At 71.2% G+C, this 24,750-nt stretch carries 21 protein-coding genes, 1 tRNA gene and 1 pseudogene; 9 read left to right on the top strand and 14 right to left on the bottom strand.

The window, feature by feature from the left end; translation table 11 throughout:
* Positions 1-6 precede the first annotated feature (6 nt).
* Entirely contained in the window at positions 7-990 is a 984-nt protein-coding gene (locus GA0070603_RS30410) for a TauD/TfdA family dioxygenase (protein WP_139131956.1), read from the bottom strand.
* A 186-nt stretch (positions 991-1,176) separates the two neighbouring features.
* Positions 1,177-2,193: a thioesterase domain-containing protein gene (locus tag GA0070603_RS30405; RefSeq protein WP_244282769.1), complete on the bottom strand. Its 1,017-nt coding sequence runs from the start codon at positions 2,191-2,193 to the stop codon at positions 1,177-1,179.
* A gap of 385 nt (positions 2,194-2,578) precedes the next feature.
* Here GA0070603_RS30405 and GA0070603_RS30400 point away from each other — a divergent pair, with 385 nt between their 5' ends.
* The 4 genes from GA0070603_RS30400 to GA0070603_RS30385 all read left to right on the top strand — a co-directional run bounded on the left by GA0070603_RS30400 (position 2,579) and on the right by GA0070603_RS30385 (position 7,758).
* Positions 2,579-3,994 carry an MFS transporter gene (locus GA0070603_RS30400; protein ID WP_139131954.1) on the top strand — a complete coding sequence of 472 codons (1,416 nt, stop codon included), beginning with the start codon at positions 2,579-2,581 and terminating at the stop codon, positions 3,992-3,994.
* 14 nt (positions 3,995-4,008) lie between these two features.
* Positions 4,009-5,508 (top strand): amino acid adenylation domain-containing protein, encoded by a 1,500-nt coding sequence (locus GA0070603_RS30395; RefSeq protein ID WP_167544614.1) that lies wholly within the window; start codon positions 4,009-4,011, stop codon positions 5,506-5,508.
* Between the two features lie 121 nt (positions 5,509-5,629).
* On the top strand, positions 5,630-6,493 hold the full coding sequence (locus GA0070603_RS30390; RefSeq protein ID WP_091321101.1) for a radical SAM protein: 864 nt from the start codon (positions 5,630-5,632) through the stop codon (positions 6,491-6,493).
* Entirely contained in the window at positions 6,490-7,758 is a 1,269-nt protein-coding gene (locus GA0070603_RS30385) for a DegT/DnrJ/EryC1/StrS aminotransferase family protein (RefSeq protein WP_091321099.1), read from the top strand. Before GA0070603_RS30390 ends, GA0070603_RS30385 begins: the two co-directional genes overlap by 4 nt.
* On the opposite strand, the gene GA0070603_RS30380 is transcribed toward GA0070603_RS30385, so the two are convergent.
* Together GA0070603_RS30380 and GA0070603_RS30375 are read right to left on the bottom strand one after the other, a co-directional pair.
* A complete protein-coding gene (locus tag GA0070603_RS30380; RefSeq protein ID WP_091321097.1) occupies positions 7,755-9,086 on the bottom strand; it encodes a GMC oxidoreductase in 1,332 nt (443 codons plus the stop codon). The genes GA0070603_RS30385 and GA0070603_RS30380 overlap by 4 nt on opposite strands.
* Positions 9,079-9,504, bottom strand: coding sequence for a hypothetical protein (locus GA0070603_RS30375; RefSeq protein ID WP_139131952.1), 426 nt, complete (start codon positions 9,502-9,504; stop codon positions 9,079-9,081). The genes GA0070603_RS30380 and GA0070603_RS30375 overlap by 8 nt, the downstream gene beginning before the upstream one ends.
* 732 nt (positions 9,505-10,236) lie before the next feature.
* Here GA0070603_RS30375 and GA0070603_RS31680 point away from each other — a divergent pair.
* On the top strand, positions 10,237-11,259 hold the full coding sequence (locus tag GA0070603_RS31680) for a ketoacyl-ACP synthase III family protein (protein WP_167544613.1): 1,023 nt from the start codon (positions 10,237-10,239) through the stop codon (positions 11,257-11,259).
* A gap of 6 nt (positions 11,260-11,265) precedes the next feature.
* Here the strand turns inward: GA0070603_RS31680 and GA0070603_RS31675 are convergent, their stop codons facing one another.
* From GA0070603_RS31675 to GA0070603_RS30355, 3 genes are all read right to left on the bottom strand, one after another.
* A complete protein-coding gene (locus tag GA0070603_RS31675) occupies positions 11,266-11,499 on the bottom strand; it encodes a hypothetical protein (protein WP_167544612.1) in 234 nt (77 codons plus the stop codon).
* A 175-nt stretch (positions 11,500-11,674) separates the two neighbouring features.
* On the bottom strand, positions 11,675-12,865 hold the full coding sequence (locus tag GA0070603_RS30360; RefSeq protein WP_091321090.1) for a GNAT family N-acetyltransferase: 1,191 nt from the start codon (positions 12,863-12,865) through the stop codon (positions 11,675-11,677).
* Positions 12,866-13,006: 141 nt separating this feature from the next.
* Complete coding sequence (locus tag GA0070603_RS30355) at positions 13,007-13,588, bottom strand: type 1 glutamine amidotransferase domain-containing protein (RefSeq protein WP_091321087.1); 582 nt, start codon at positions 13,586-13,588, stop codon at positions 13,007-13,009.
* Between the two features lie 238 nt (positions 13,589-13,826).
* Here GA0070603_RS30355 and GA0070603_RS30350 point away from each other — a divergent pair, with 238 nt between their 5' ends.
* The gene (locus GA0070603_RS30350; RefSeq protein ID WP_091321085.1) at positions 13,827-14,669 is read left to right on the top strand and encodes an aldo/keto reductase; all 843 of its coding nucleotides are present in this window, start codon (positions 13,827-13,829) and stop codon (positions 14,667-14,669) included.
* A gap of 139 nt (positions 14,670-14,808) precedes the next feature.
* Here GA0070603_RS30350 and GA0070603_RS30345 read toward each other — a convergent pair whose 3' ends face one another.
* The 5 genes from GA0070603_RS30345 to GA0070603_RS30325 all read right to left on the bottom strand — a co-directional run bounded on the left by GA0070603_RS30345 (position 14,809) and on the right by GA0070603_RS30325 (position 19,551).
* Complete coding sequence (locus GA0070603_RS30345; RefSeq protein ID WP_091321083.1) at positions 14,809-15,216, bottom strand: DUF2267 domain-containing protein; 408 nt, start codon at positions 15,214-15,216, stop codon at positions 14,809-14,811.
* A gap of 73 nt (positions 15,217-15,289) precedes the next feature.
* Positions 15,290-15,973 carry a TMEM175 family protein gene (locus tag GA0070603_RS30340; protein WP_208862970.1) on the bottom strand — a complete coding sequence of 228 codons (684 nt, stop codon included), beginning with the start codon at positions 15,971-15,973 and terminating at the stop codon, positions 15,290-15,292.
* A 140-nt stretch (positions 15,974-16,113) separates the two neighbouring features.
* On the bottom strand, positions 16,114-17,289 hold the full coding sequence (locus GA0070603_RS30335; RefSeq protein ID WP_091321079.1) for a zinc-dependent alcohol dehydrogenase: 1,176 nt from the start codon (positions 17,287-17,289) through the stop codon (positions 16,114-16,116).
* Positions 17,286-17,828, bottom strand: a complete 543-nt coding sequence (locus GA0070603_RS31810; RefSeq protein ID WP_208862969.1) for an SRPBCC family protein — start codon at positions 17,826-17,828, stop codon at positions 17,286-17,288. Before GA0070603_RS31810 ends, GA0070603_RS30335 begins: the two co-directional genes overlap by 4 nt.
* 694 nt (positions 17,829-18,522) lie before the next feature.
* Positions 18,523-19,551: a DUF2267 domain-containing protein gene (locus GA0070603_RS30325; RefSeq protein ID WP_244282655.1), complete on the bottom strand. Its 1,029-nt coding sequence runs from the start codon at positions 19,549-19,551 to the stop codon at positions 18,523-18,525.
* Between the two features lie 597 nt (positions 19,552-20,148).
* Between GA0070603_RS30325 and GA0070603_RS30320 the strand changes: the two genes are divergently transcribed.
* Positions 20,149-21,039 carry a hypothetical protein gene (locus GA0070603_RS30320; protein WP_139131951.1) on the top strand — a complete coding sequence of 297 codons (891 nt, stop codon included), beginning with the start codon at positions 20,149-20,151 and terminating at the stop codon, positions 21,037-21,039.
* A gap of 106 nt (positions 21,040-21,145) precedes the next feature.
* On the opposite strand, the gene GA0070603_RS30315 is transcribed toward GA0070603_RS30320, so the two are convergent.
* Positions 21,146-21,232 (bottom strand) — tRNA-Leu (locus tag GA0070603_RS30315).
* A 94-nt stretch (positions 21,233-21,326) separates the two neighbouring features.
* Here GA0070603_RS30315 and GA0070603_RS32700 point away from each other — a divergent pair.
* Positions 21,327-21,638 (top strand): annotated as a pseudogene (locus GA0070603_RS32700) (hypothetical protein); the annotation flags it as partial.
* Positions 21,639-23,293: 1,655 nt separating this feature from the next.
* Here the strand turns inward: GA0070603_RS32700 and GA0070603_RS31670 are convergent.
* Positions 23,294-23,590 carry a hypothetical protein gene (locus GA0070603_RS31670; RefSeq protein WP_167544457.1) on the bottom strand — a complete coding sequence of 99 codons (297 nt, stop codon included), beginning with the start codon at positions 23,588-23,590 and terminating at the stop codon, positions 23,294-23,296.
* Between the two features lie 256 nt (positions 23,591-23,846).
* Here GA0070603_RS31670 and GA0070603_RS32695 point away from each other — a divergent pair, with 256 nt between their 5' ends.
* Positions 23,847-24,629 carry a fibronectin type III domain-containing protein gene (locus tag GA0070603_RS32695; protein WP_425270526.1) on the top strand — a complete coding sequence of 261 codons (783 nt, stop codon included), beginning with the start codon at positions 23,847-23,849 and terminating at the stop codon, positions 24,627-24,629.
* The last annotated feature ends 121 nt before the right edge of the window (positions 24,630-24,750 follow it).

Genomic DNA, 24,750 nt, shown 5'->3' with positions numbered 1-24,750 from the left:
TGTCGACTAGTCCGGGACGCGCCGGCCCCAGCGGCGGAAGGTCACGGCCGAGCCGCACACCATGACCCGCATCAACCAGCGGTCGGTGCCGTCGAATCTCGCGGTGAAGGGCGTGCGGGCGTGGACGACGCGCTTGTTGTCGAAGATCAGGAGATCGCCCGGCGACATCACGTGCGAGATGCGGACCTCGTCGAGCCCGGCGTGCAGCTCGCGCAGCGCGTCCGCCGCCTCGGTGTCGGCGTCGTCGATCGGCCCGATGTGGTGCGTGTCGTAGATGATCTCTGGGGCCGACTCCGACCCGGTCAGCACCGCGATCTGGCGGCGCGGCGTGTCTGCGGGAAGGGTGTGCGCGGGGTCCGGCTTCACATGGAAGCGGGTCTGCCGCAGCGTCGCCATCACCTCGGGCGCCAGCCGGAGATCTTTCGCCTGCGCGTACTGGGACGCACCGGACGGGTCGCCCCGCAGGCAGAGCAGCCCCGCGTAGTCGCAGCGGTCGTCGCGGAAGCCGTCCTCGACGTGCCAGTCGAGCATTCCCCGGCTGCTCTGGCTGGTCTGGGTGAACTCCATCGTGGGCACCGGAACCATGTTCTGGACGAGCCGGCCCTTGTAGAGGCTGGAGTACGTGAAGGGCTCGCCGAACAGGCTCATCACGCCGGCCAGCAACAGCGCGGCCGTCTGCGCCGGGCCGGAAACCGGCGCGAACGGCGCTTCGACGGTCGGCGGAAGCGTGATGCCTTCTGGCAGAAAGCCGTGCAGGAGAAGCACGTCGCCGTTCGGGGCGTTGCGACGGTAGTCGACGATGCGGCGGCGCACGTCGGGCGGAAGGAGGGCCGGCACGGCGAGCGCGAGGTCGGCGATCTCGTCCGGGGCGAGTGTCTCGTAGTCCCGGTCGATCAACCGGCCGACCGCATTCCATAGCTCCTCGGCCTGGGCCGGCGACAGCGCGGTCTCCGACGTAGGCGACGTCGCAGTTTCATTGTCGGTAATCAATGCCAATCCCCCGTTTCAGCCTTCGTTCACTAACGCATAGATTTGAATTTATCACGGGTCTCGACTGGATTCAAGCACTGCAATCCGCACTGGACACCCGTTCCCACGTCGAAATCGTCCGACCGGGTCAGCCGATTATTTTTACATTCGCCGGCATGATTCCGGCTGTTCTCATCCGCATGGCGTTCACCGCAGTCCGCCCTGATCCGGCTCCCACCACAGCTCCCACATCACATCGGCCACTTCGGCGGCGTGCCGACCGAACATGACGTCCGAATGGTTGGTTCCGATATCGTGGACGTCCAGTCCGGCGGGGCAGAGCGATCGCCAGATGTCGGTGTTGGCGCTCCTTCCCTCCGCACCGGCGATCGTCACCAGGTGTGCCGGCTGCCGATAGATGGCCGGCACGAACGTGTCCGTCGCATCGCAGTTCCGATAGACGACATCGATGATCCGCTGCAGCTGATCCGACCCGTAACCCATCGGGAGAGTGCCGGCCTGTTCCGCGGCGTGCAGAAGCGTCGCGCACAGGGCGTCGGCCGGCAGGTCGACGAGTTCGTCGACGTCGATCTCGAGGGAGAGCACGACCTCGACCAGCGTTCGCAGGTTGGCCGTGGGGGGCGCCGGGCCGCCCGGCCGCTCGGGCACCAGGGCGTCGATGATCATCAGGCCCTTGGGCGGCGTGCCTCGGCCGTCCATCTGACACGCCATCTCGAACGCGACCAAACCCCCGAACGAGTAGCCGGCGAGAACAATCTCGCCCGGGTCGTACCTGTTCGTCAGCTCGTCGACGTAGTGCTCCGCCATTGCCGGAATCCCCCGGTGCGGCTCGCAGCGCGGGTCGAGTCCCATGGCCTGGAGACCGACGCACGGCACACTCTTGGGGACCGCGTCGACGAGGTCCCGATACCACGACAGATTCCCGCTCAACGGATGGACGCAGACCAGGACCGGCAGCCGGCTTCCCGGCCGGAAGTCCATGAGCGACCGCGGACTCACGTGGTGGCCGCCGCGGACGACCCGGGCCAGGTCCTCCACCGTCGCGTCGTTGAACAGCGTCTCGAAGGGCAGTTTCACGCCGAACTCGCGGTGGATCGCATCGAGCACCAGGACGGCCGAGAACGACGTCCCACCGACGTCGAAGAAGGCGTCGTCGATGGACAACCGGGAGATGTCGAGTGCGTTGCACCAGATGCGCCGCATCACGAGTTCGACGTTGTCCCGGGGTGGTCGCTCAGAACGCGTCGATTCCATCAAAAGATCGGCCCCCCGTCGCACACCATCCCGGCTTCCTCGAACTCTTCTCCGCGGACCGTTCTCCGCAATTCGCGATGGCCGACGCGAGGCGGCGTCATTCCGCAGAGGCGTCGCCGAAATTGGCGCCGCGAACGACTGTCTCGGCCGCCGGGACAGGTCCGGCCGAGCGTGTCGGCACAAGCTTGACGGGCCACCACATCGCTGTCAAGACATCGAATGTCCATCCACTGTGGTCGGTCAAACGGTGCACGCACCCGAGCTGGGCGATCATTAGAACTGGTATTTGCGCTGCTCAACGCGTTGCGGGTCGACTCCCAGGAGCGAGGGGGCGTTGCACCGCAGGACGGAAACCGGTTTACTGTGCGGCATGGGGGCATCGAAACTTTCCGCCACGCTCGTGCGACAGGTCGTTCCCCCACCCGGCGTCACCAGGCCGCTGGCCACATTGGCTCTTGTCTACTCGTGCGGTTCCGGTATATTCGCCGCCGGTAGTCCGATCTTCTTCACCCGAGTCGTCGGTCTGACACCGGTGGAGGTCGGGCTCGGCATATCGGTCGGCGCCGCCGTCTCGGTGCTCGCCTCGGTGCCGCTGGGTGTGCTGATGGACCGGGCCGGGGTCCGGCTTCTGTGGATCGCCAGTGCAATCCTCGAGGCTCTTGCCTTCGCGTCGTACCCGTTCGTTCGGGGCCTGGCCGGGTTCCTGATCGTGGTCGCGGTGCTGGCGGCGGTCCACTCGCTCAGCCGGGTGGCGGTCCAGGTCTACAGCCTTGCCGCGTTCCCGCCGGCCGAGCGCGTGCGCGCGCAGGCGTACCAGCGCACCGCGCTGAACGTCGGCTTCACTCTCGGCGGCGCGGCGGCCGGTCTCGCGATGGCCTTCGACACGGTCCTCGCGTACCAGACCATGGTGTGGGGCACCGCCGCGGTGGTCGGCCTGTGCATCATCGTTGTCGCCCGGCTGCCCCGGCTGGACGCCCCCGCCCCCGAGTCCGCCCTCGCCCGGAAGCGCGGGCGCTCCTTCCGCCTGCTGCGTGATCCGTCGGTGCTCTCCGTGAGCGGGCTGGCCGGCGCCCTGCACGCCAACGAGGCGATCCTGTCCCTTCTCCTGCCCCTGTGGATCATCAGCCGCACGGACGCCCCGACGCCGATGGTGGCAACGCTCTTCGTGCTGAACGCCGTCCTGGTCGTCGTCTTCCAGGTGCGAACCAGCCGCGGCGCGGAGACCGCCGGCGGTGCCGCCCGGGCGCTTCGACACGGCGGCCTGTTCACCGCGCTGGCGTGCCTGCTCTTCGGCGCGACCATCTGGACCGCGGACATCGCGACCATCGCGGTGCTCGTCGCCGGGACGGTCGCGTTGACCCTCGGCGAGATGACGAACGCGGTAGGCGCCTGGGGAACCGTCTCGGCGCTGTCGCCACCCGAGCGTCGCGGCGAGTACATCGGCGTGTTCGAGTTGGGCGACCGATTGCAGCGCCTCAGCGCCCCGGTCGCGTTCGTCGCGCTCGCCCTCGGAACCGGGGGCGGCGCCTGGGGATGGCTGGTGATCGCCGGTGTCTTCGTCGTGGCCGCATCCCTGATCGGCGTCACCGTTTCCTGGGCGGAGCGCCGAAGGCCCACGCCGCCGGACTCGACAGAGGATCGGGAGAACCCGACCCAGCTCACCGACGAGCACACCGCGGTCGGCGATCGCGGGCACGCTCCCGCCGCGAAGCCGGGCGTGCGGACGGGTGCCGCCACCAGACGTTCATGACCAAGGAGTTAGCCGTGATCGTCAAGGAACAGTTCGAGCGCGCGGCTGGCCGCCATCGCGACCGTGTCGCCCTCGTCTACGAGGACGAGTCCGTCACCTACGGGGCGCTCAACGAGCGCGCCAATCGGGTGGCGCACGTGCTGGCGGCCCGCGGCGTTGGGCCGGATGTCGTCGTCGGGGTGTGCCTGGACCGCGGGATCGATGCGATCGTGTCGCTGCTCGCGGTGTTGAAAGCGGGGGGCGCCTGCCTACCTCTGGACCCCGACTATCCCGCGGAGCGACTGGGCTTCATGCTCCGCGACGCGGACGCCGCGTGCGTGCTGGTCGGGCCCGGCGGCGACCGGCGGCTCGACAGCGTCGACGTCAGCCGAATCGAGCTGGACTGGGCCTCCGCCGCGCTGGTCGAGGCGGCGACGACCGATCCGGCGTCGGCACCCACCGAGTCCGACCGCGCCTACATCATCTACACGTCCGGTTCCACCGGAACCCCCAAAGGCGTCGAGATCGAGCACGGCGCGCTCGGCGACCTGGCCGCCAAGACCGCGCGACTGCTGGAGCTGTCTGTCGACGACGCACTGCTGCAGTTCGCCTCGATGTCGTTCGTCGCGTCGGTCGGCCAGATCTTCGCACCGCTGGTGAGCGGCGCCCGCGTCGTGCTGCGCGGGCGCCGGCTCCGCGGAGCATCGGCGCTGCGCGCCTACATCGTCGACAAGGGCGTGACCGTGCTGTGGCTGACGCCCTCGATGATCAAATACATGTCCCAGCCCGGGGACGGCTCGATCGCCGGGCTGGGCGCGCCGCTGCGCCTGTTGCGCAGCGGCGGAGAGGCCCTGACCCGTTCGCTGGTCGACAACTGGTTCGCCCAGGGCTCCATCCCGATCCTCAACGTCTACGGTCCGACCGAGGCGGTGCAGGACATCACGGCGAACCTGATCACCGGCCCGGTACCGACCGTCACGATGGGCCGTCCCATCTTCGAGGTGGAGGTGCTGATCACCGACGACGCGGGTGACCCGACGGACGGTGACGCGGGCGAGCTTCTCTTCACGACCCCGGGGATGGCCCGCGGGTATCTCGGGCAGGAGGCGCTCACCGCGGAGCGGTTCGTGTGGCGCGACACCGCTCACGGACGGCGCCGCTTCTACCGCACGGGCGACATCGTCCGGCGCCTTCCCGACGGCCAATTGGCCTACGTGGGCCGCGAGGACAGACAGGTGAAGATGCTCGGGAACCGGGTCGAGCTCGGCGAGATCGAGGAGCGCCTGACGCGGCACCCGGCCGTCGTCCACGCGGCGGTGGTGGTCGTGCCCTGGCTGGCCGATGAGCACCGCCTCGTCGCGTACTACGTCGCCGGACCCGACCACCGCAGCGGCGTCCCCGACCTCCAGCAGTGGTGTCTTCAGGCTCTTCCGAGCTACATGGTGCCTACGACCTACGTACCGATTCCGGAACTGCCGATCACCGCCAACGGCAAGCTCGACCGGAAGGCGCTGAGCGAGTTGGCCGCCAGCTGAGGCGTCCATCGCCTACGGAGACGACCGCCGAACGACATTTATCGATACTGCCAGCTCAGTAGAAGATCCTCATAGAGATAGTTACGCCTAACGAAACGGGGGCTCGACGGTGACACGGGACATGCTTTGGCGGCCGGCTATCGAGTACAACTTGGCTGAGCATTGCAATCTGCGGTGTGAGCATTGTGATCAGGCGTCGTGGATGTTGCCGGTGAAGTTCGCCGATCTGGAGTCGTTCCGCCGGGACATGACCGCGTTGGCGGCGGTGATGCGGGTGCGGGAGTTGAAGTTCGGCGGTGGCGAGCCGTTGCAGCATCCCGGAATTCTGGAGTTCCTGCGCGTCGCGCGGGAGATCGGGATCGCCGAGCGGATCGTGCTGCTGACCAACGGTACGTTGTTGCACAAGGCGCCCGAGGAGTTGTGGGGGCTGCTCGACGGGCTGTGGATCACGATCTATCCGGGGGTCCGGCACCGGTTCGACTGGGACTGGGTCCAGCAGAAAGCCGACGAGCACCGCATCTGGGTCTGGCGCAAGGAAACGCCGGAGTTCGCCCAACGGCTCCTGGTCGAGGAGATCCGCGACGACGAGTTCGTCAAGATGGTCTTCCAGAACTGCGACCTCGCGCACCTGGAAAGCTGCCACACCATTCACGAGGGCCGCTACTACATGTGTTCCCCGGCGGTGTGGACCCCGCAGCGGCTGGCCGCCCGCGGCATCACCTTCGACAACCGGGAAGCCGACGGTGTCGCACTGCACGACAACCCGGACCTGCACCACGACCTCGACGCGCTCATACGCCGCTCGGAACCCCTTGACGCCTGCCGCTACTGCCTGGGCTCCTGGGCCCGATCCACACCCAACCGGCAACTGTCCGGCAAGGCCCAGATCGAATTCCTAACCCGACCCCCCACCGACCTCGCCGACCTCATCGACCCCGAAATCATCGTCCCCCGCCCCTACACCCGACAGCAGCCGACCACATGACCACCACCCTCGCCCTCCACGGCGGTCAACCCGTACGTGATCGCGCCTGGCCCGATTGGCCGCTGTTCGACGACGCCACCGAGAAGGCCCTGATCGACTGCCTACGCTCGGGCCGGTGGGCGCTGAGCTGGCGCAGCGACGGCACCAGTTCTCTGGAACGCCGGTTCGCGCGGGCCTGGGCCGACTACAACGACGTCCCCTACGCCGTCAGCGTCGACCACGGGTCGAGCGCGCTCGTGCTCGCACTGGAGGCGCTCGACATCGGCCCCGGCGACGAGGTGGTCGTCCCGACGATGACCTGGGTGGCGCCGGCGACGGCGGTGCTGCGCGTCGGTGGGCTGCCGGTGCTCGCCGACGTCGACGGCGACACCGGGTGCATCACGCCCGAGTCGCTGCTCGCGGTGCTGTCCGAGCGCACCCGCGCGGTCATCGTCGTACACCTGAACTGCACGGTCGCCGACCTCGACGGCATCCTCGCGGTCGCCGAAGAGGCCGGGATCGAGGTCGTCGAGGACTGCGCGCAGGCGCACGGTGCCCGCTGGCGGGACCGCCCGGTCGGCGGATTCGGCGCCGTCGGGGCCTTCAGCTTCCAGAACGGCAAGGTGCTCACCGCCGGCGAGGGCGGCGCCGTCGTCACGTCCGACGAGGACCTCTACGTGCGGATGCAGCAGCTTCGCGCCGACTCCCGCCGATACCCGGACACACCGGTGACGGTCGGTGACGAGGAGTTGGTCAAGGCCGGGACCGCGATGGGCGCGAACTACTGCATGCCGGAGTTCTGCGCCGCCGTGCTGATCGACCGGCTCCCGCGGCTCGACGACGAGCACGAGCGGCGTGAGCGCGGCGCGACCGCGCTGGAGACCTCCCTGGCCGCGCTCGGGCCGTTCGCGCCGATCCCGCTTCCGGCCGGAGTCACCAAGCGGTCGATCTTCCGGTACGGCGTCCGCTTCACAGCGGGAACGTTCGGCGACGCGCCGATCGCCCGGGTCGCCGAGGCGCTTAACGCCGAGGGCGTGCCGCTGTTCGCACCGGACGCTCCTCTGCACCGCAGCGTGCTGTTCCGGCCGGAGACCAAGCGCCGGTTCGCGGCCGTCTGGTCCGAGGCCGGCCGGCGCCGGTCGATCGACCGCGACTTCCCCGGCGCCGAGCGATTCGCCGCCTCGACACTGCTGCTCCACCACGCCGCGCTGCTGGGACCGCCGGACCAGACCGACGACATCGCGGCGGCGCTCGACAAGGTCCGGCGGGGGCACCGCGAACTCTAACTCAGGCGCTCGCCCAGCCAGCGCGACATCGCGATGATCGTCAACGCCGGGTTCGCGGCCCCGAGCCGAGGAAACGTCCCCGGCCCCGCCACGTACACCCCCGGCAGTTCGACGACCTCGAGACCGCGCGAGACCTCCACCGGCCCACCGCCGATCGGGTGCGTACACGCCTCGTGCTCGAACGACCCGTACGGCACGTCGTACCGGCAGTAGGCGAGGGCCGCAGCCCCGGACACCGCCGCGAGCGCATCGTCGTGACCGGACCAGGGGGTGTCCGACGAGGTGTCGGGCGCGAGGTCGGTGACGGGCCCGCCGGCCAGTCGCTCCGCCCGCCGCCGGACCTCCACCCGAGCGGTCCTCAGGAGCGCGCGGTCGGCGTCCGAGACCCGCGCGCGGACGTGCGTGCGACCGGACGCCTCGACGGTCAGTTCGCTGTACGGAGCGGGCTGCTCGATGACGGCCTGGATCTGCACGAGTCGGTCGCCGCCGGGCAGCGGCGGCCGTTCGAGTACGAACACATTCGTGCCGATCTCTGGCACCTCGGCGAACCCGCTCCACAGCATCCGGTGGCGAAACGGCGCGATCGGCGGCCCGGGCGGCAGGCGGACGAAACCACCGACGCAGAAGTGGTCAGTGACGGTCGTCGCGAGATCGCGATCGAGGGAGGTCGCCAGCAGCCGCGCGTTGCCGATGGCCGAGGACGCGAGTACGCAGCTGTCGAAGCCGCGCCGCCGCTGCGTCCCGACGTCGACGGCCACGCCGTCCCGCTCCGGCGTGACCGCCCGCACCCGCCCGCGGGTGAACCGGATCCGCCCATCGGCGCCGAGTTCCAGCGCGCGGGCGAGCGGGCTGTACGCCTCGAACCGGCCGTGCGCGTCAAGGCGCGCCGCCTGCGGGACGGGCCGGAGCCCGCACGCCGCGAGTCCCGGATGCGACCCGGTCGCCGCCAGCTCGGGGAAGTCGGCGAGCAGGTCGGAGAGGACCGCCTCGTAAGACCCGTCGGCGCCCGCGAGGCGGCCGGACCATTCCGGATCCCAGTCCGCGAGGGCGGCCGGCTCCAAGCCGAGCAGCACCCCGTGCCAGCACAGAGACCGGCCGCCGAGACGCTCCGACAGGCCGCCGCCGGCGCCCCAGCCGTCGCTCGTCCACGGCTGGACCTTCTCGTCGCCAGCGTGCATCCCGGTGTCCCAGTCGACGTGCCGTGTGCGGGTCCGCGGCCCCGCCTCGAACACCTCCACCACCGCGCCGGATCCGGCAGCCGCGACCGCCGCTTCGAGGCCGGCGAGGCCGCCGCCGACGACGGCGATCCGGTGCGGCGCGTCAGGCATCGAGGACCACCGCGCTGGCCACTCGGAGGACCTGGGCACCGTCCACGCGCGATGTCGTCACCGGGTCCAGCGGCGTCGTGAGGCCGAGCAGGTGCTCGTTGCGCAGGGACGCCGGCCGCGAATGGTCCTGGGAGACTGTCGTGTCCGGGGGACCCGGCGAGTCGTCCGGCCACGCACCGACGACCAGTGCAGGAGCGTCCTGCGGGGTCAGCTCGCGCGCACCTGCCGTCACGACGCCCGGACCGTCGGCCAGGCACCGAGTCACCGCCGCCAACGCGGTCATGTCCCGGCGGAACGATTTCAGATCGGCGGACTTCACCGGCGACATCCACGACGCCTGATCGCAATGCGCACACCGCAGATTGCAATACTCAGCCAAGTGGTACTCATAGCCGCCGCCAAAGCGTTCCCGTGTCACGTCGAGCCCCCGTTTCGTTCGTCGCCACAGCCAACCGGCTGCGACCGTCGCGTGTGGACTCGCCTGACTACACGTGAGTACTGATCATAAGTTGGGCATCCCCTGCGCTCAACCCTGATCACATCGGCGCACGACGACAGATCACGTGACCGGCGTCGATCAGTCGCCCGCCCATTTCGCGCCGGCGGACCCCGCGCGAAAAGGTGGTCTGCGCGAGGGCGGCGCAGTGGACCGGGGCGGCAGGGGTCAGGATGCCGGCCCAGCCCGAGTGCCCGCGTCGAGCGCGTACGCGACCGGGAAAAGCTGATGAAGGAGAACGGCAGCACGAGCCCGAGCGCCGCCTTCAGCGCGAACGGGTAGATCGACAGTGGGAACCGGACCAGGTCCCTGGCGTGGTGCGCGGCGAACGCGAACAACGGCTCCGGGCTCTACAGCCAGAACGACACCGAGTTGACGGCCCGGTTGATCGACGCCTTGGTTGCGAACGAGTTCAGCATCAGTACGACGCCGAACACGATGCGACCCGGCGACAGCGGCGTGCGCCAGCGCCGTGCCGACCATCAGGCCACCGAGCAGGAGATCGCTCAGCCCGTTGATGCCGCCGCACGGACTGATGTACCTCCACCGGCCCGATCCGGCGACACGGCGCCGGCTGCAGGCGCAGCACGAGATCCGGCCGGACAACCGCGCAGGGATCACTGGAAATCGATGTGCCTGATAGGGTGAGCCACCGTGGCGCGTTGGGAGAATATCTACATTGCGGCGACGGCGGTCGACCTGCCGCCGGTGGTCACCGTCCCGGACGCCGTAGCCGACGGCCGCTATCCAGCGAAGCTCGCCGACCGCACGATGCAGCGGTCCGTCGCTGTGGCCCCGCCCGATGTGTCCCCCGGGGCCTACGCCGTCCGCGCGGCCCGATCGGCGCTCGCCGGATCGGGATACGACTTCGACGACGTCGGGCTGTTCGTGCACACCTCCGTCCTGGATCCGTCGCCGCGTATGTCCAATCCCGCGTCCTGGCTCGAACGCGAACTCGGCCAGGGCGGCTTCCGGGACCTGGCCCAGGTGATGCACGGGTGCGACGGCGTGATGAGCGGCATGCGGTGGGCAGCCGCGCACCTCACCGCCGACCACGAGCGCCCGGCCGCCCTGCTCACGGCGGCCGAGAGCTGGCAGCCGACCGAGGTCATCGACCGGTGGACGGCCGACCCGGACATCCCACTCGGCGACGGCGGAGCGGCTCTGGTGGTGTCCCGCGAGCGCGGGATCGCCCGGCTGCTCGCGACCGCGACCTACACGCAGCCAGCGCTCGAGGGGGCCCACCGCGGGCCTCGCGTGTTCGGTCACGGGGTGGGCCTCCCGGTCAAGCTGTCCGAGCGCTCCCGCGCCTTCTACGCGACGTCCGACATCACCCGTGACGACGCCTGGAAGATGCGCAGCGCCGGGATCACCGTGGTGATCGACCGCGTGCTGGCCTACGGCGGCGTCGAGCGCGAGCGGATAGCCCGGATCGTGCTGCCGTTCAACGGGCGGCACGTCCTCGAGGAGGACTACTTCCCTTACCTGGGCGGGATCGCACCAGCCCGCTCCAGCGAGGACCGAGGACGCGAGGTGGGCCATCTCGGCGGAGCGGACCCGATCGCCGCCCTCCACGTCGCGCTCGAATCCGGCGAGCTCTCGTCGGGCGACCTCGCCGTTGTCTACAGCGAGGGCGTCGGCATCGTCCAGTCCGCCGCGCTCGTCGAGATCGTCTGACCAGCCCTATGCCCGGCTCAGCTGGCGGGCCTCGCAAACCGGCCGGCTGAGCAGCGGGATCAGGCAGAACGCGGCGATCACTGCGGCGGTGACCATCGCGGTGCGCAGACCCCCGGCCGCGCCGACGAGGCCGAGGCCGGGCCGACCAGCGGGGTGTTCTGGGCGTCGCTGGGCGTTCGCGCTGCTGGTGGCGTTCGTGCTCACCACGCCGGTCAACCGGTGGCTGATCTCGCGCGGCAAGGGGCACGCCCTCGTACACGCCTACCACCACGCGCACTGACCGGCGGCCGGGCCGCCTCACCTCCTGGGCGGGCGGCCCGGGCACCGTCGCGGCACTCGCACCGCAGGGCCGGACGGCGCCGGTCCCCGAGCTGCCCGACGCCGGGCGCGGGCGACGGCGGGGGCGCGGCGCGGGTCAGAAGTAGTCGAGCAGCTGCGCCGCTCCCCCGGCGGCGAGCAGGTCCAGCGTCCGCGGGTCGGCGCCGGTGGCGTACAGCAGACCGGCGTCGGCGACGGACGCGGCGGTGCTGGCGCCGCTGTAGAGCAGGGCGAAGCCGCGGATGGTCAGGTGCAGGTCGGCGTCGCCGCTGATCCGGGTCAGCTCGGCCGACCCGTCGGCGACCGCCAGCCGCCAGGTGCCGGTGTTCCAGTCGGCGAGCGGATCGGTGAGGTGGAACTCGACGGTGCCGCGTACGTGGGCGGGCCAGCCGCGAGCGGCGACGGCGCGGATGACGTCCACCGGTCGGTGCATCCACGGCTGCGACTCGTGTTCGCGGGCGGCTTCCAGCGGCAGCTGGGCGCTGACGGCGTCACCGTCGAGCAGGCAGAGCCGCACCTTCGGGGCGACGCTGTGCCAGCTCGCCAGGACGCCCACGAGTTCCCGGGCGGCGTCGGCGGTGGTGGCGAAGACGTCCTCGACGGTGAGCACGGCGTCGTCGCCGTAGCCGCGACCACGGTCCCAGGCGGCGTAGCCGACGAGGCGACCGTCCTCCTCGACCAGGGTGAGGCCGTCGAAGGGCAGGGTGTCGGCGCTGGTGTGCGCGTCGAACAGGGCGCCGCGTCGGGTGAGCAGCCCGCGCCGGTCCCGGGCGAGTCGTTCGTAGAGGGCGGCGACGGCGGGCAGGTCGGCGGGCGTACCGGCGCGGACGCTCAGGTGCGCGGCCGGGCGGTGCCGGGGCAGCGCCACGGTGGGCAGGTCGACGGTGCGCATCACCCCGGCGACGTCCCAGCCGCAGGCGCGGTAGGGGGCGGTGACGGTCGGAAACAGGGCGCTGACGGCGGCGCCCCGGTCGTGGGCGCCGCGCAGCAGGCCGGTGAGCAGCGCACGGGCCACGCCCCGGCCGCGGGCCTCGGGGGCAACGGCGACCCCGGCGACGTCGGCGGCGGGCACCGCGCGCCCGGACCACCACTGCTCGTGGTGCAGGTCGACGGCCCTGCCGAGGATCCGGCCGGTGGCGTCGAACGCGCCGTAGCGGGTCAGGCCGGGCAGCGCGACGGTGACCTGCGGTGGCGGCTGCGGGTCGAAGCCGAAGGCGTGCCGGCCCAGCTGCCAGGCGTCGGTGAGGTTGTCGAGGGTGAGCTCACGCACGTGCGCGGTGGCGGACATCGGGCCACCATAGTCGCGCCTGATCGGGCCGGTGCAGCGATTTTCGTCGGACAGCCCGCGGGGCCGGTGCGGCCCCCTCGCCCGGCCCCGCGTCCCGCAATCCCGCAGATATCAGTGCTGCGGGATGTTCAATACCTTGGGTCAGGCTGTCGCCATCTGGCGGACGTGTCTGCCCTCGGCGAACTCCTCCACCATCTTGGCGCAGAAGGCCGGAAGGTCGCTGGGGCTGCGGCTGGTGACCAGGCCGTTGTCAACCTGTACCTGCTGGTCCACCCAGGTCCCGCCCGCGTTGCGGATGTCGGTGCGCAGGCTGGGAAACGAGGTGACGGTCCGCCCGTTGACCATCCCGGTTTCGACCAACGACCAGGGGCCGTGGCAGATCGCCGCCACCGGCTTCTGTTGCTCAAAGAACGCCCGAACGAAGTCCATCGCCTGCGGGTTCATCCGGAGCCGGTCGGGATTGACCGTCCCGCCCGGCAGCAGCAGGGCGTCGTAGTCGGCCGTGTTGGCCTCGTTCACGGTCCGGTCCACCCGATAGCGGTTGGCCGGGTTGATGTCCTGGTTCATTGACTGGATCTCGCCGGAATTCAATGAGATCAGGTGGACCTCGGCCCCCGCCTGCTCCGCGGCGGCCCGGGACTGCGTGTACTCCACGTCCTCGACCCCGTCGGCGGCGAGGCAAGCGACTCGCTTGCCGGTCAGTGGCTGCTGGCTCTGCGCCATTTCTGCGGCCTTCCCTTCGCGGCACCGCCCCCTCGGCGGTGCATCGATCGCTCGCGGTCGCCTTCCCGGTGACGGCACCGGGAAACCGGCCACCGAACGCCACCGGTGGGCGGACAATCCGCTATACGCCCACCGCTCACAGAGAGCCTGCGCGCAGGAAGGTCGCGCTACGAGACTGCTTCCTGTCGCAGCGGGTAACGCACTCGACCACTGGTACCCAGGCTCCCGAAAGGCCGCCATGACCCTCGCTGCCGCCGCGATCGAGCTACCGTCCGGCCAGACCATGCCCGTGCTCGGCCAGGGAACCTGGTACCTGGGCGAGCGCCCCGGAAGGCGGCAAGACGAGATAGCCGCCCTACGCGCGGGGCTCGACCTGGGCATGACCATGATCGACACCGCCGAGATGTACGGTGACGGCGCCTCCGAGGAACTCGTCGCAGAGGTGATCATCGGACGACGAGCCGACGTCTTCCTGGTCGACAAGGTGCTGCCGTCCAACGCCAGCCGACGGGGAACCGTGCAGGCCTGTCGCCGCAGCCTGCAACGACTCGGCGTCGACCACATCGACCTCTACCTCCTGCACTGGCGCGGCACACATCCACTCGCGGAGACGATCGAGGCGTTCGCCGAACTCGTCGACGCCGGTGACATCGGGCAGTGGGGCGTGAGCAACTTTGATCTTTCCGACATGACGGATCTACTCGAGGCGGGCGGGAACTCCTGCGCGACCAACCAGATCCTGTACAACCTCACCCGCCGGGGTCCCGAGTACGACCTGCTGCCGTGGCTACGCGAGCACCGAATCCCGGTGATGGCGTACTCGCCGATCGAGCAGGGCAGACTGCTCGGCCATCCTCAGGTCGCGGAGGTCGCCGCCCGGCACGGGGCCACGCCCGCTCAGGTGGCGCTGGCCTGGCTACTGCGGCAGGAGAGGGTTGCGGCCATCCCTCGATCGTCCAACGCGGAACACACCCGGGAGAACGCGGAAGCTCGCGACCTGCAGTTGAGCGAGGAGGACGTGGCGGCACTCGATACGGCGTTTCCGCCGCCGGCCGGCCCGCAACCGCTGGAGATGTTGTAGCGTCGCGGATCGGTTTGGCGGACGGCGTCTACGTCCGCGCGTCCGCTCGGCGGTGGGCGAAAGAAGCTTGCGGCGGTCGGCGGCGTGCAGCTGCCGATCGCGAGACATCCGGAGTCGAGCCGGGCACCGACCGGCCCGGTCAGGTGCCGACCCGGCGGGGCTGGAGCTGTCCCGTCCCCGGCCCGGTCAACTGCCAGAACTCCTGGGGCAGCTGGTCGACCAAGTCTCCGTACTCCTTCGCGCTGGCCGACTCACGAAGGGTGTCCAGCACCGCCCGTGCTGCGTCGGTGGCCACCTGGCGATCCACCCCGGCCCGTGACTGCACCCGTTGGAAGAATTCGGCGAGCCCGAACCGTTCCGGATCTTCAGTGGGCCTGTCCACCAGCCCTCGCAGCTCCTCAGGGAGCTGAGAGGCGAGGTCCCTCGCCTGGCCGCCGGTGATCCGTTCTGCCAACGTCTCGAGCGTGGCCCGGGTGATCGGTTCCGCCTGCCCCGGCGGAACCTTCGGTCGCGCTGCCACGGACTGGATGAACTCGGTGTAGTTCACCTGGAATCCCCTCTCGAACCTGATTGCGGCGGGTACCCGCGCCCGCCGGGGTGAAACGGCGGTCCGCCCACCCTCAGCCGGATGGTGGCGGAGGGCGGTGGCTGATCCGGCGGGTCACCCGGAACTGGTACAGGCCGGCGCTGGTGACGGCGTAGAAGGCGGGCAGGAGGAGGAAGATGGCGAGGCCGACCAGCGGCGTCACCAGGTAGCCGAGCACTCCCGCGAGGGCGTACAGGAGGACTCCGGCGAGGGCCCGGATCCGTTCGACGCGGAAGAACTCGTGCTTGACCTGTTCCTTCAGCAGGTCGGGGTGCCGGGCCAGGTAGTGGTAGAACGCCAGCCACGTCGCGCACAGCCACGCGCCGATCAGCGCGTAGAAGGCGATGGCCACACGCTGGTCCGCGTTGTCGTGTTCCTGCAGGGCGTGCGACACGACGATTGTCGGGAACGGCAGCAGCGCCGTGGTGAACAGCACCAACAGGTTCATCCAGTGCAGGCCGCGATCAGTCTGCTGGATGCGGTTGAATGCCGCCTTGTGGTTGAGCCAGACGACGGCCACGTAGGAGTAGGACGCGAGATACGCGACGTAAGCCGGCCACTGGCTGAGCAGGCCGGACAGGAGGCGGCCGGGCGGGACGTCCGGCACCCGGAGGTCCAGGACCAGCAGCGTGATGATGATGGCGAAGATGGCGTCGCTGAACGCCACGGCACGGCTGGTGTCCGACCGGGTGCCGAGCTCCGTTTCTGGGGCGCTCACCGAGCGTGCCTACCCAGGGTTGTCCGCGGCAAACACCCAGGCCCCCGCCGGCCGCAATGCGAATCAGTGTGACCGGCGCCTCCCGACAGGCGCCGCATCCGGCGACCGCGCACGCCGCGGTCGCCGGATGCGGGTGGTCGTCAGGGCTTGAGGACGACCTTCTCGCAGTGGTCCTTTTTGTTCTTGAAGATGTCGAAGCCGCGTTCCGCCTCGTCGAGCGGCAGGGTGTGGGTGATGATCCGGGTCGGATCGATCTCGCCGCGTTCGATGCGCTGCAGCAGCGGCTTCATGTAGCGCTGTACGTGGCATTGCCCGGTACGCAGGGTCAGCGCTCGGTTCATCCACGCGCCGGAGGGGAACTTGTCCAGGAAACCGCCGTACACGCCGATCACCGACACGATGCCACCACTGCGGCACGACATGATCGCCTGCCGCAGCGCGTGCGGGCGCTCGGTCTCCAAGCGGACCGCCTGCTTGACCCGGTCGTAGGCGTGGACGTGTGCACTGCCGTGGGTGGCCTCCTGGCCGACCGCGTCGATGCACTTGTCCGGTCCCCGCCCACCGGTCAGTTCCAGCAGCCGGGACCGCACGTCCACCTCCTCGAAATTGATCGTCGTGTAGCCCGCCCGTTCCGCCATCTGCAGCCGGTACGGCTCCTTGTCGATGGCGATGACCTTCGTGGCGCCGAGCACCCGGGCGCTGTCCATGGCGAACTGGCCGACCGGGCCGGCGCCCCACACCGCCACCACGTCGGTGGGCTGGATGTCACACAGGTCCGCACCCATGTAGCCGGTGGGCAGGATGTCGGAGAGGAACAGCACCTGCTCGTCGGTCAGATCGGACTCGATCTTCAACGGACCGACGTCGGCGAACGGCACCCGCGCGTACTGCGCCTGACCGCCCGCGAAGCCGCCCGTCAGGTGTGAATAGCCGAAGATGCCGGCCACCGGATGACCGAACATCTTCTCCGCGATCCCGGCGTTGGGGTTGGAGTTCTCGCAGCAGGAGTACAGCTCGGCGGCGCAGGCACCGCAGTTACCGCAGGCGATGGGGAACGGTACGACGACCCGGTCGCCGACCCGTAGCTTGTCGGCGGGCACTCCTGAGCCAACCTCGATCACCTCGCCCATGAACTCGTGGCCGATGACGTCGCCGTCCTGCATCGTCGGCACATACCCGTCGATCAGGTGCAGGTCCGAGCCGCAGATCGCGGTGGACGTGATCCGTACGATGGCATCGCGCTTGTTGAGGATCTTCGGGTCCGGTACGTCACGGACCTTGACCTTGTTGCGGCCCACCCAGGTGTTCGCCCTCACGCGTCCGCTCCCTTCGCGAGTTCGGAAGCCGACAGCGGTTGCGCCGGACGCTGCGGGAACTCCTTGCGGGCCCGCTTGCCCCACGGGGCGCCGTCGGAGCGGACCACCTCGCCGGTCTCCAGCACCTGCTTGAGCCGGCGCAGATCGTCGTCGAGCTGCTGGTGCGGTTCCTCGCCGAAGTACTTGGCGACCGCCTTGCCCACCGCGCCGCCCGGGATGTCGTAGGTCAGGACGACGTGCACCTCGGTGCTCACACCGTCCGGGGCGGGCATGAACCGAACCGTGCCGGCGTTCGGCACGTCGGCGTTGCCGGTCGACCGCCACGCGATCTTCTCGCCGGCCGCCTCGTCGATGATCTGGGCGTCCCACTCGACGTTCTTGCCGAACGGAGCGCTGGCGGACCAGTGGCTCGTACGGTCACCCGTGGCGCGGACCTCCTGGAGATGAGCCATGAACGTCGGGAGGTTGCCCAGATCGCGCCAGAACGCGTAGACCTCCGACGGGGGCTTGCGAACGGTTGTCGTGGCTGTCAACTCCATGGGCCCTCCTCTGCGTGCGCCCCGTACCGCCGGCGCGGAGCCGATCCCCTTCGCCCGGGTGGCTTGCACGGCGGTCAGTACATCCAGCACCGTGATCCCGAGGACGGCGCCAGTGACACCAAGGAGCCGCCGCCGGCCGCTCCCGCACCGGTGCGCGAGGGCTACTCCGAGCGAGGTCAGATCCATCGCGTCGCCCACGACACGGGTCCACGTCCAGGCGCCCTTGCGCCGGCTCGCCAGGAGCCCGGCCGCGTGTACCAGCTCCCGCGCCCCGACGAGCGGCACCACCGCCCGCGACGTCGGGGAGTCGTCGACGCCGCTGATCCGGCGCACCGTGTCCGGCGCCGCCAGCTGTGCCACGCCCAGACCGAGACTCATCCAGCCGAGCCCGCGCCCCCGCCGCTGCACCTCCTCCTGCCTGGCCTTCGCTTCCTCTCGGACTGCCAGTCGAGTCACGGGTAGCCTCCGTATCCGATCGCACCTGGCCGAGCATCCCGGTCCATGGCGAGCCGGGGCGGCGAACTAGTGGAGTCGGCATACCCGTCGCAGACCACCTGAACCCCGCCGATCGATGGCTGATGCAGACTGCACGGCAGGTCCGGCGGCTCAGAGGACGTCCGGATGAGCCCACCGTCACTGCAATCGGCTGGCGAAACGCCGGCCGACCAGGAGCCGACTGCCGCCCACGGTGCGGCTACCCGTCCCTCTCGTCCCGCCAGCCGCCGGGTTCGGGATGGTACCCGTAAGCGGCGGCCCGCACCGTTTCCTCGTCTTCCAGCCCGGAGCCGATGGCGCCACCGACGGTGGCCAGCGAACTGGTGATCCAGGCGAGCGTCAGGTAGTCGGTGACATCGACCGGCCGCTGCAGGGTCTGCTCCAGCACCGATGTGTCGATCAGCAGCGCCGCGACGAGCACCGTTCCAGCGAACAGGACCAGGTAGGACACGGCCGTGGCCAGGGTGAGGGTGAGGATCGTACCCAGGTTGAACAGCCGGGCCAGCTCAGGCGGTGTCTCGCGGTCTGGTTTCTCCCACAGGCCGTGGGCGACGATCAGCCAGGCCACCAGCGCGGTCAGGCCGAGTGCCATGATCACGGTGAGGCGGAGTCCGCCGAGCGCATCCCCCATCTGCCAGACGGTGTCCGTGGTGAGCGCGAACGCGGTGGCGCCAAAGGCGCCGACGAGCAGCTTGGACAGGCCCAGCAGAGCCCGTCCCGGTCGGTTGGCGCGGACCATGCCGGCCAACAGCCGCACCCGGCCGATGAGCGGCGAAGCCACGTATCCCAGTTCCCCGGCCTTGCCGACCACCTGGTGGATGGCCGCAACCCGGCTTGCCATCTCGGCCGGCGCCCAGTCGGCCGGCGGCACCCGTTGGTCGGAGGCGTCGGTGAGCAGTCGGCTCACCAGTTCCGGAACGGCCGCGCGGGCTGCTCGCAGCTGCTGTAGTCCCAGCGCGGGCAGGGACACCATCGCGACCCGGCGCCGGCCGGAGGTCTGCGCGACGAGCGGCCCGCCCTCGGTGTGCAGCGGCAGGTCGGTCAGGCAGATTGCGACGTCCCACCGGTCGCCGGTGCGCCGTTCGGCCACGTCGTCGAGCAGCGCCTCAACGCCACCGTCGCGGCGCGGCGCCACCTCACCCCAGCCTTCCCGAACGGTCCACCGCACGTCCGCGTCCACCCGCTCGGCGAGCCGGTCGGCCAGCTCGGCGGTGAGCCGCGCGGCCACCCGGGCCGGGTAGTCCGGCGGGGTCGCCACCAGTCCGACGACGATCTCCGGGCGGTGCCGTTCGCTGTGGGTCATCGGTGTTCCTAACGGGTAGCTGGGCTCGCCGCCCACCGGCACCAACCTGTTCGTCGTGAGCCCCTCCGACCGTTGTCATGGTGCTCCCTCTCGGTGCCGGCACGGAGGTCTTTCGCCACGCCGGTCGGCGCGGCGGCCACGAAGAAGGTGCCGACCAGCCCGACGGAATCAGCCACCACACCGCAGGCGAAGGCGCCGACCACTGCTCACTCCCTGGATGACGTGATAGAGGGCCTGGCCCCGGGCGCACACAGCCATGAACGACCCGGTGGCGCAGCTTTGCCCGTCGTTGGCTCGTCGTGAGCGCGCGGGCACGGGTGGGAGCAGGTGGTCAACTTCTTGCCCCGCGCTTTCAGGCGCAGCTGATCCGCCGTCTCCTCGGCCGCACCGGTGAGCCGTTTGATGCTTCGGCACACGGGTAGACCGCGACCCGGTCCGAGGGGGTGGGCCGAGGATCGGAGCCACCTAGCGATGATGGGCTCCATCCGGTCCGCATGCGAGGCGAGGCCCGAGGAGTGCGGGATGGCCGAACCGGAGAGCCGGGGCACGGGCGCACGGGAGTCGCCCGCGCAACCGCGCGAGCAGGTCGATCGCCAGCGCGACGCCGAGGAGGGCGCGGGAGTGTCCGGTCGGGGCCAGAACCTCGGTCCCGCCGGCGGTCCAACAGGTGCCGAGCGGCCAGGCGAAAGCTCTGCCGCCCAGCAGCGCGGTGAGCACGACCTTCCCCAGCCGACTGGCGGGCACAGCAGCAAGACGATGTCCGACCCGGACGTCGTCCTCCAGATCCCGCAGGCCAAGGTCGAACAGATCTACGTCGAGGTCGACGACCTGGAGGCCTCCGTCTCACTGCGAGCCCGACTGGGTAGCCTGCTCCAGCTCGACGTGGGCGTTCAGGCGCAGCTCGGCACGGTGAAGATCGACATCAAGGGCGTTGAGGCCGAGGCGATGCTGGAGGTTCGGCTCGAAGAGCTCCGCGGCATTCTCGACAGCGCCCTCCGCACCATCGAGCGCAACCCCCAGATCATCGAGTCGCTGGTCAAGACGGTGGACACCGCCGTGAACCAGGTCGGGCAGACAGCTCAACAGGCGCTCGGGCCGCAGGGGCCGCTGGCGCGGACGCTCGACCACGTCGGGCAGACGGCGCAGGAGGCGCTGGGGCCCAACGGGCCGCTGTCGCAGACGCTGCAGCAGACCACCCAGCAGGTCGGCCAACAGCTCGGACAGACCACCCAGCAACTGGCTCAGAACAGCGGGGCGGTGGCTGGCGGCGGTGGGGGTCTGGGCGGCGTGCTGGGCGGATCTCCAGCCCGAACGGCGTGGCAACGGATGAAGAAGGTCGTCAACAACAGCCAGCCACTGAGGCAGGTCACTGCGCGGCTGGTAGGACCACAGGGGCAACAGCGGCAGGGCTGACCGGCGTCCACTCCCCGACCACCACGATCACCAGTCGAGCCCTAGGACCCGGAAACACAAACGGTGCGGGCAAGTGTAGATCTTGCCACGCACCGCTGGGATCTTCTGGTGTCCGAGGGGGGACTTGAACCCCCACGCCCTATACGGGCACTAGCACCTCAAGCTAGCGCGTCTGCCATTCCGCCACCCGGACCTGCTCGTCCAGCCTACCCTGTCGACCGAGGTGATCTTCTCACCGGTTCGGCCGCCCCGGTGGGCCGCACGGGGCATTACTGTACACGGCCCAGGTGGATCATGCACATCGCCATCACGCCGCCGCGTATCCCCAGGTCAGCCGGCCGGGCTGGCGCCCCGACACGGCGGCCGAGACCGGATGCTGGGGGGTGGGTAGCGAGGAACCGGCGATTCCGGGCAGCATTGCTCACGTGTCCCACCCCTCCCCCCTGACCGCCGCTCAACACCAGGCCCTCGCGCTGCGCTCCGCCGGTGACCTGGCGACCGCCCGCCGCCTGCTCGCCGACGCGATCGCGGCGGCCCGACCGGCCTACGGTGAGGACCACCCCGACGTACTCGCCACCGGCCACCTGCTGGCAAGACTGCACCGCGAGGCCGACGACCCCGCCGCCGCCCGGCGGGTCCTCGAAGAGGCGTACGCGGCCGGCGAGCGCCGCCGCACCGACAGCGACCCGCTGATGCTCGCGCTCAGCTTCGACCTGGCCGGCGTGGCGGAGGAACTCGGCAACCGGCACGAGGCCCGCCGCAACTACACCCGCGTGGCCACCGCCGGGCCCGCCGTGCTCGGTCCGGACCACCCCGCGGTACGCGCAGCCCGCCACTACCTCGGCGGCTCCGCCGCCGCTCCCGTAGCGCCCGGCCCCCACCCCGGCGGCTCCGGCGCCGCTGCCGGCCCCCAGCCCGAACCGGGGGCGCTGTCCGGGCCGACCATGTCGCTGCCGGCGGTGCAGCAGCCGTACCCGTCGCAGCCCGCCCCGCCCGGCGCCGGTGCTCCCGCCGCAGTCCCGCCGATGCCTGCTGCGGTCCCCCCGGCCCCCACCGCCGTCTCGCCGGTGCCCGGTGCCGTCCCCCCGGTGCCCGGTGCCGTCCCGCCGGTGCCCGGTGCCGTCCCGCCGGTGCCCGGCGCCGAATGGGCGCCCCCGCCAGGGCCGGCCCGACCGGCCCCCTGGGCACCGCCCGCTCCCGGCCCGGCGACCCACCTACCGCCCCCGCCACCCGTGCCGGTCAGCGCCACCCCCGTCTCGGCGCCGCTGCCGCCGCCTCCGGCCGTCACCGCGCCGACGTCCGCTCCCCCAACCCAGCCGTTCGGGCCGGGCGGGCCGGGTGCGCCGGTCGGCGGGCCGCATGCTGGCTGGGCGCCGCCAGCGGAGGCGACGACCCGGTTCCCCCATCCGCCTGCCGCCGACCCCACCGAAGCGCCCCGGCCCGCCGCCGCGCCGCCAGCGCCCGAGGGGCCGCCGGGCACGGGCGTGCCACCCGCGCCCGGGGTTGCCCCCGCCACGGCCGTGTCGCCGCAGCCCGGGGTTACGTCGGTCACGCCGGCACCCGGAATTTCGCCCGTGGCGCCGGTGCCGCCCGCGCCGGGGATTGCGCCGGTCACCGCCGTACCGCCAGCGCCCGGGGTAACGCCGGTCGCTTCTCGACCTCCGGTGGTCCCGGCGTCGACCCCCAATCCCGCCCCGGTGACGCCGGCTTCGCCTACCGCACACCCCATGCCGCACGCGCCCAGCTCCGCGCCGCCCGCCGCGCCGTCGATCCCGTTGCCGCCGGCGCCGGTCATCCCGCCTCCGGTCCGACCCGTGTCGACGCCGCCCGCGCCCGCCCCGGGGCCGGCCGCGCCGAACTCCGCGCCCGGACCGATGGTTCCACCGACCCCGGCGACCGTGCCGCCGGCGCCGAGGATCCCGGCCCCGACCTCAGCTCCGCCCGGGTCCGGCGTGCTTCCTCCGCCACCGCCCATCCCGGTCTCCGCCCCGCCGTCGTCCGGTGCTCCGACCGCGGAACCCACCTCGGCCCCACCAGCAGCCGGACCCGCGACGGCCGTCCCACCACACCGGACGCCCGTGTCCCCCGCTCAGGACGTGCCGGATTCCGGAGTGGGCGAACGCGGCGGCGCCCCCGCAGCCCCCGCGCCGGGATGGGACAAGCCGACCATCCAGGTGCAGCAGATCGGCCCGCTGCTCCGGGAGGAGGCCGAGCGGATCGCTGCCTCGTCGTCGCCGGGTGCCGGCACCCCCGCTCAGGTGAGCAGCCCGCCCGCGAGCGCGCCCCCGCCGAGCAACTCGCTCGTGAGCGCACCCCCCGTCAATGCGCCGCCGGTCAGCGCACCTCCGGTCAGCGCACCGCCAGTCAGCGCACCGCCAGTCAGCGCGCCGCCCGTCAGCGCGACGCCCGTCAACCCGCCGCCTGTCAGTGGATCACCCGTCAGCGCGCCCGTCAGCGGACCATCCGTCAGCACACCGGCGGTCAGCGGACCGCACCCCAGTGGCCTGGCGTTTCCGACGCAACAGGGCGACGGCGCGAGCCACCCGTCCACGGCCGCCAGTAGGCCGGCCGTGCCTCCGCAGCCGGACAACGCCGCGCCCTTCCCGCCCCCGCCCGCCAGCGGCCCGGCCTTCCCCGCGCCGCATGGCCACGGAGGGCTCCTGCCACCGCAACCCGTCAGCGGCCCGCCCGGCCAGCCCGTCAGCGGCCCGCCGGGTTACCCCGTCAGCAGCCCGCCCGCTCATCCGGTCAGTGGCCCGCCCGGGTACCCGGTGAGCGGGCCGCCGACGACCGGCTACCCGCCGCCGGTGAGCGGCCCGCCTGCCGCGGCGCCGGTCAGCGCCTCGCCGGTGCCGCCCTGGGGGATGACCGCACCGCCGTGGAGCAGCGCTGCGCCGCCGCAGCCGCTCGACCGGCCCGCCGACCCGCGTCCCGAGCCGGTGGTGGACGCACCCGTGGCGGCGGATCCGGAGCCGGTCCCGGAGGTCGAGGACGGGGCGGACCGGCCGCTGCCGGTATACGACGCGTTGCTGGAGTTCCCGGAGTCGACGCGGCCGGACCCCGAGCCGTACCCGGGTCAGGGGGCCTGGCCGGCGGTGCCGCCGGCGTTCCACCAGCCGGCCGCGTACCCGGTGGCGGAGGAGCCGGAGCCGCGCGGCCGCAACCGGACGGTGGTGGCGGTGGTGGCCGGTGCCGTGGTCGTCGCGGTGGCCGCGGCCGTCGGCGTGGGCGCGGTGCTGCTCAACCGCGACCCGGCGCCGCCGCCCGGGCCGGCGCCGACCGCGGCGAAGCCGAAGGTGAGCGGTCCGCCGCCGGGCGACCTGCGGTTGCAGGACGACACCACCACGATCACGGTCACCTGGACGGACCCGACGGGCGGCGGGGTGCCGTTCGTGGTGGCCGGCGGGCGGGCCGGGCAGAAGCTGGGCGTGATGGCCACTGTGGACGCGGGGCAGACCCGCTACACGGTGAACGGGTTGAGCCCGAAGCTGGACTACTGCTTCACGGTGCTGGCCGTCTACTCGACGGACACGTACGCCACCTCGGGTCAGGTGTGCACCGACCGGGAGGGCGGCACGACGCCCAACTGACCGGCCACGAGCGACACGCTCGGTGTCCACAGGGGGACGGTGCGGGTTCCACCGGCACCGAGCGGCCCCTATGATGGCTCCCGGCTCTGGGGAGGGTCGACCGCACGCGCCGCCCTCCCCC

Source organism: Micromonospora chersina (assembly GCF_900091475.1).
GTDB classification, from domain to species: Bacteria; Actinomycetota; Actinomycetes; order Mycobacteriales; family Micromonosporaceae; genus Micromonospora; species Micromonospora chersina.
This window is presented reverse-complemented; position numbering and strand designations above follow the sequence as displayed.

Excerpts from the sequence above, each read along its gene's own strand:
- GA0070603_RS30385 (WP_091321099.1), top strand. The coding sequence starts at position 6,490 with ATGACCACCACCCTCGCCCTCCACGGCGGTCAACCCGTACGTGATCGC.
- GA0070603_RS31810 (WP_208862969.1), bottom strand. The coding sequence starts at position 17,828 with ATGGAGTTGACAGCCACGACAACCGTTCGCAAGCCCCCGTCGGAGGTC.
- GA0070603_RS30320 (WP_139131951.1), top strand. The coding sequence starts at position 20,149 with ATGGCCGAACCGGAGAGCCGGGGCACGGGCGCACGGGAGTCGCCCGCG.
- GA0070603_RS30350 (WP_091321085.1), top strand. The coding sequence starts at position 13,827 with ATGACCCTCGCTGCCGCCGCGATCGAGCTACCGTCCGGCCAGACCATG.
- GA0070603_RS30405 (WP_244282769.1), bottom strand. The coding sequence starts at position 2,193 with ATGCGGCGCATCTGGTGCAACGCACTCGACATCTCCCGGTTGTCCATC.
- GA0070603_RS30360 (WP_091321090.1), bottom strand. The coding sequence starts at position 12,865 with ATGTCCGCCACCGCGCACGTGCGTGAGCTCACCCTCGACAACCTCACC.
- GA0070603_RS30390 (WP_091321101.1), top strand. The coding sequence starts at position 5,630 with ATGCTTTGGCGGCCGGCTATCGAGTACAACTTGGCTGAGCATTGCAAT.
- GA0070603_RS30380 (WP_091321097.1), bottom strand. The coding sequence starts at position 9,086 with ATGCCTGACGCGCCGCACCGGATCGCCGTCGTCGGCGGCGGCCTCGCC.
- GA0070603_RS30355 (WP_091321087.1), bottom strand. The coding sequence starts at position 13,588 with ATGGCGCAGAGCCAGCAGCCACTGACCGGCAAGCGAGTCGCTTGCCTC.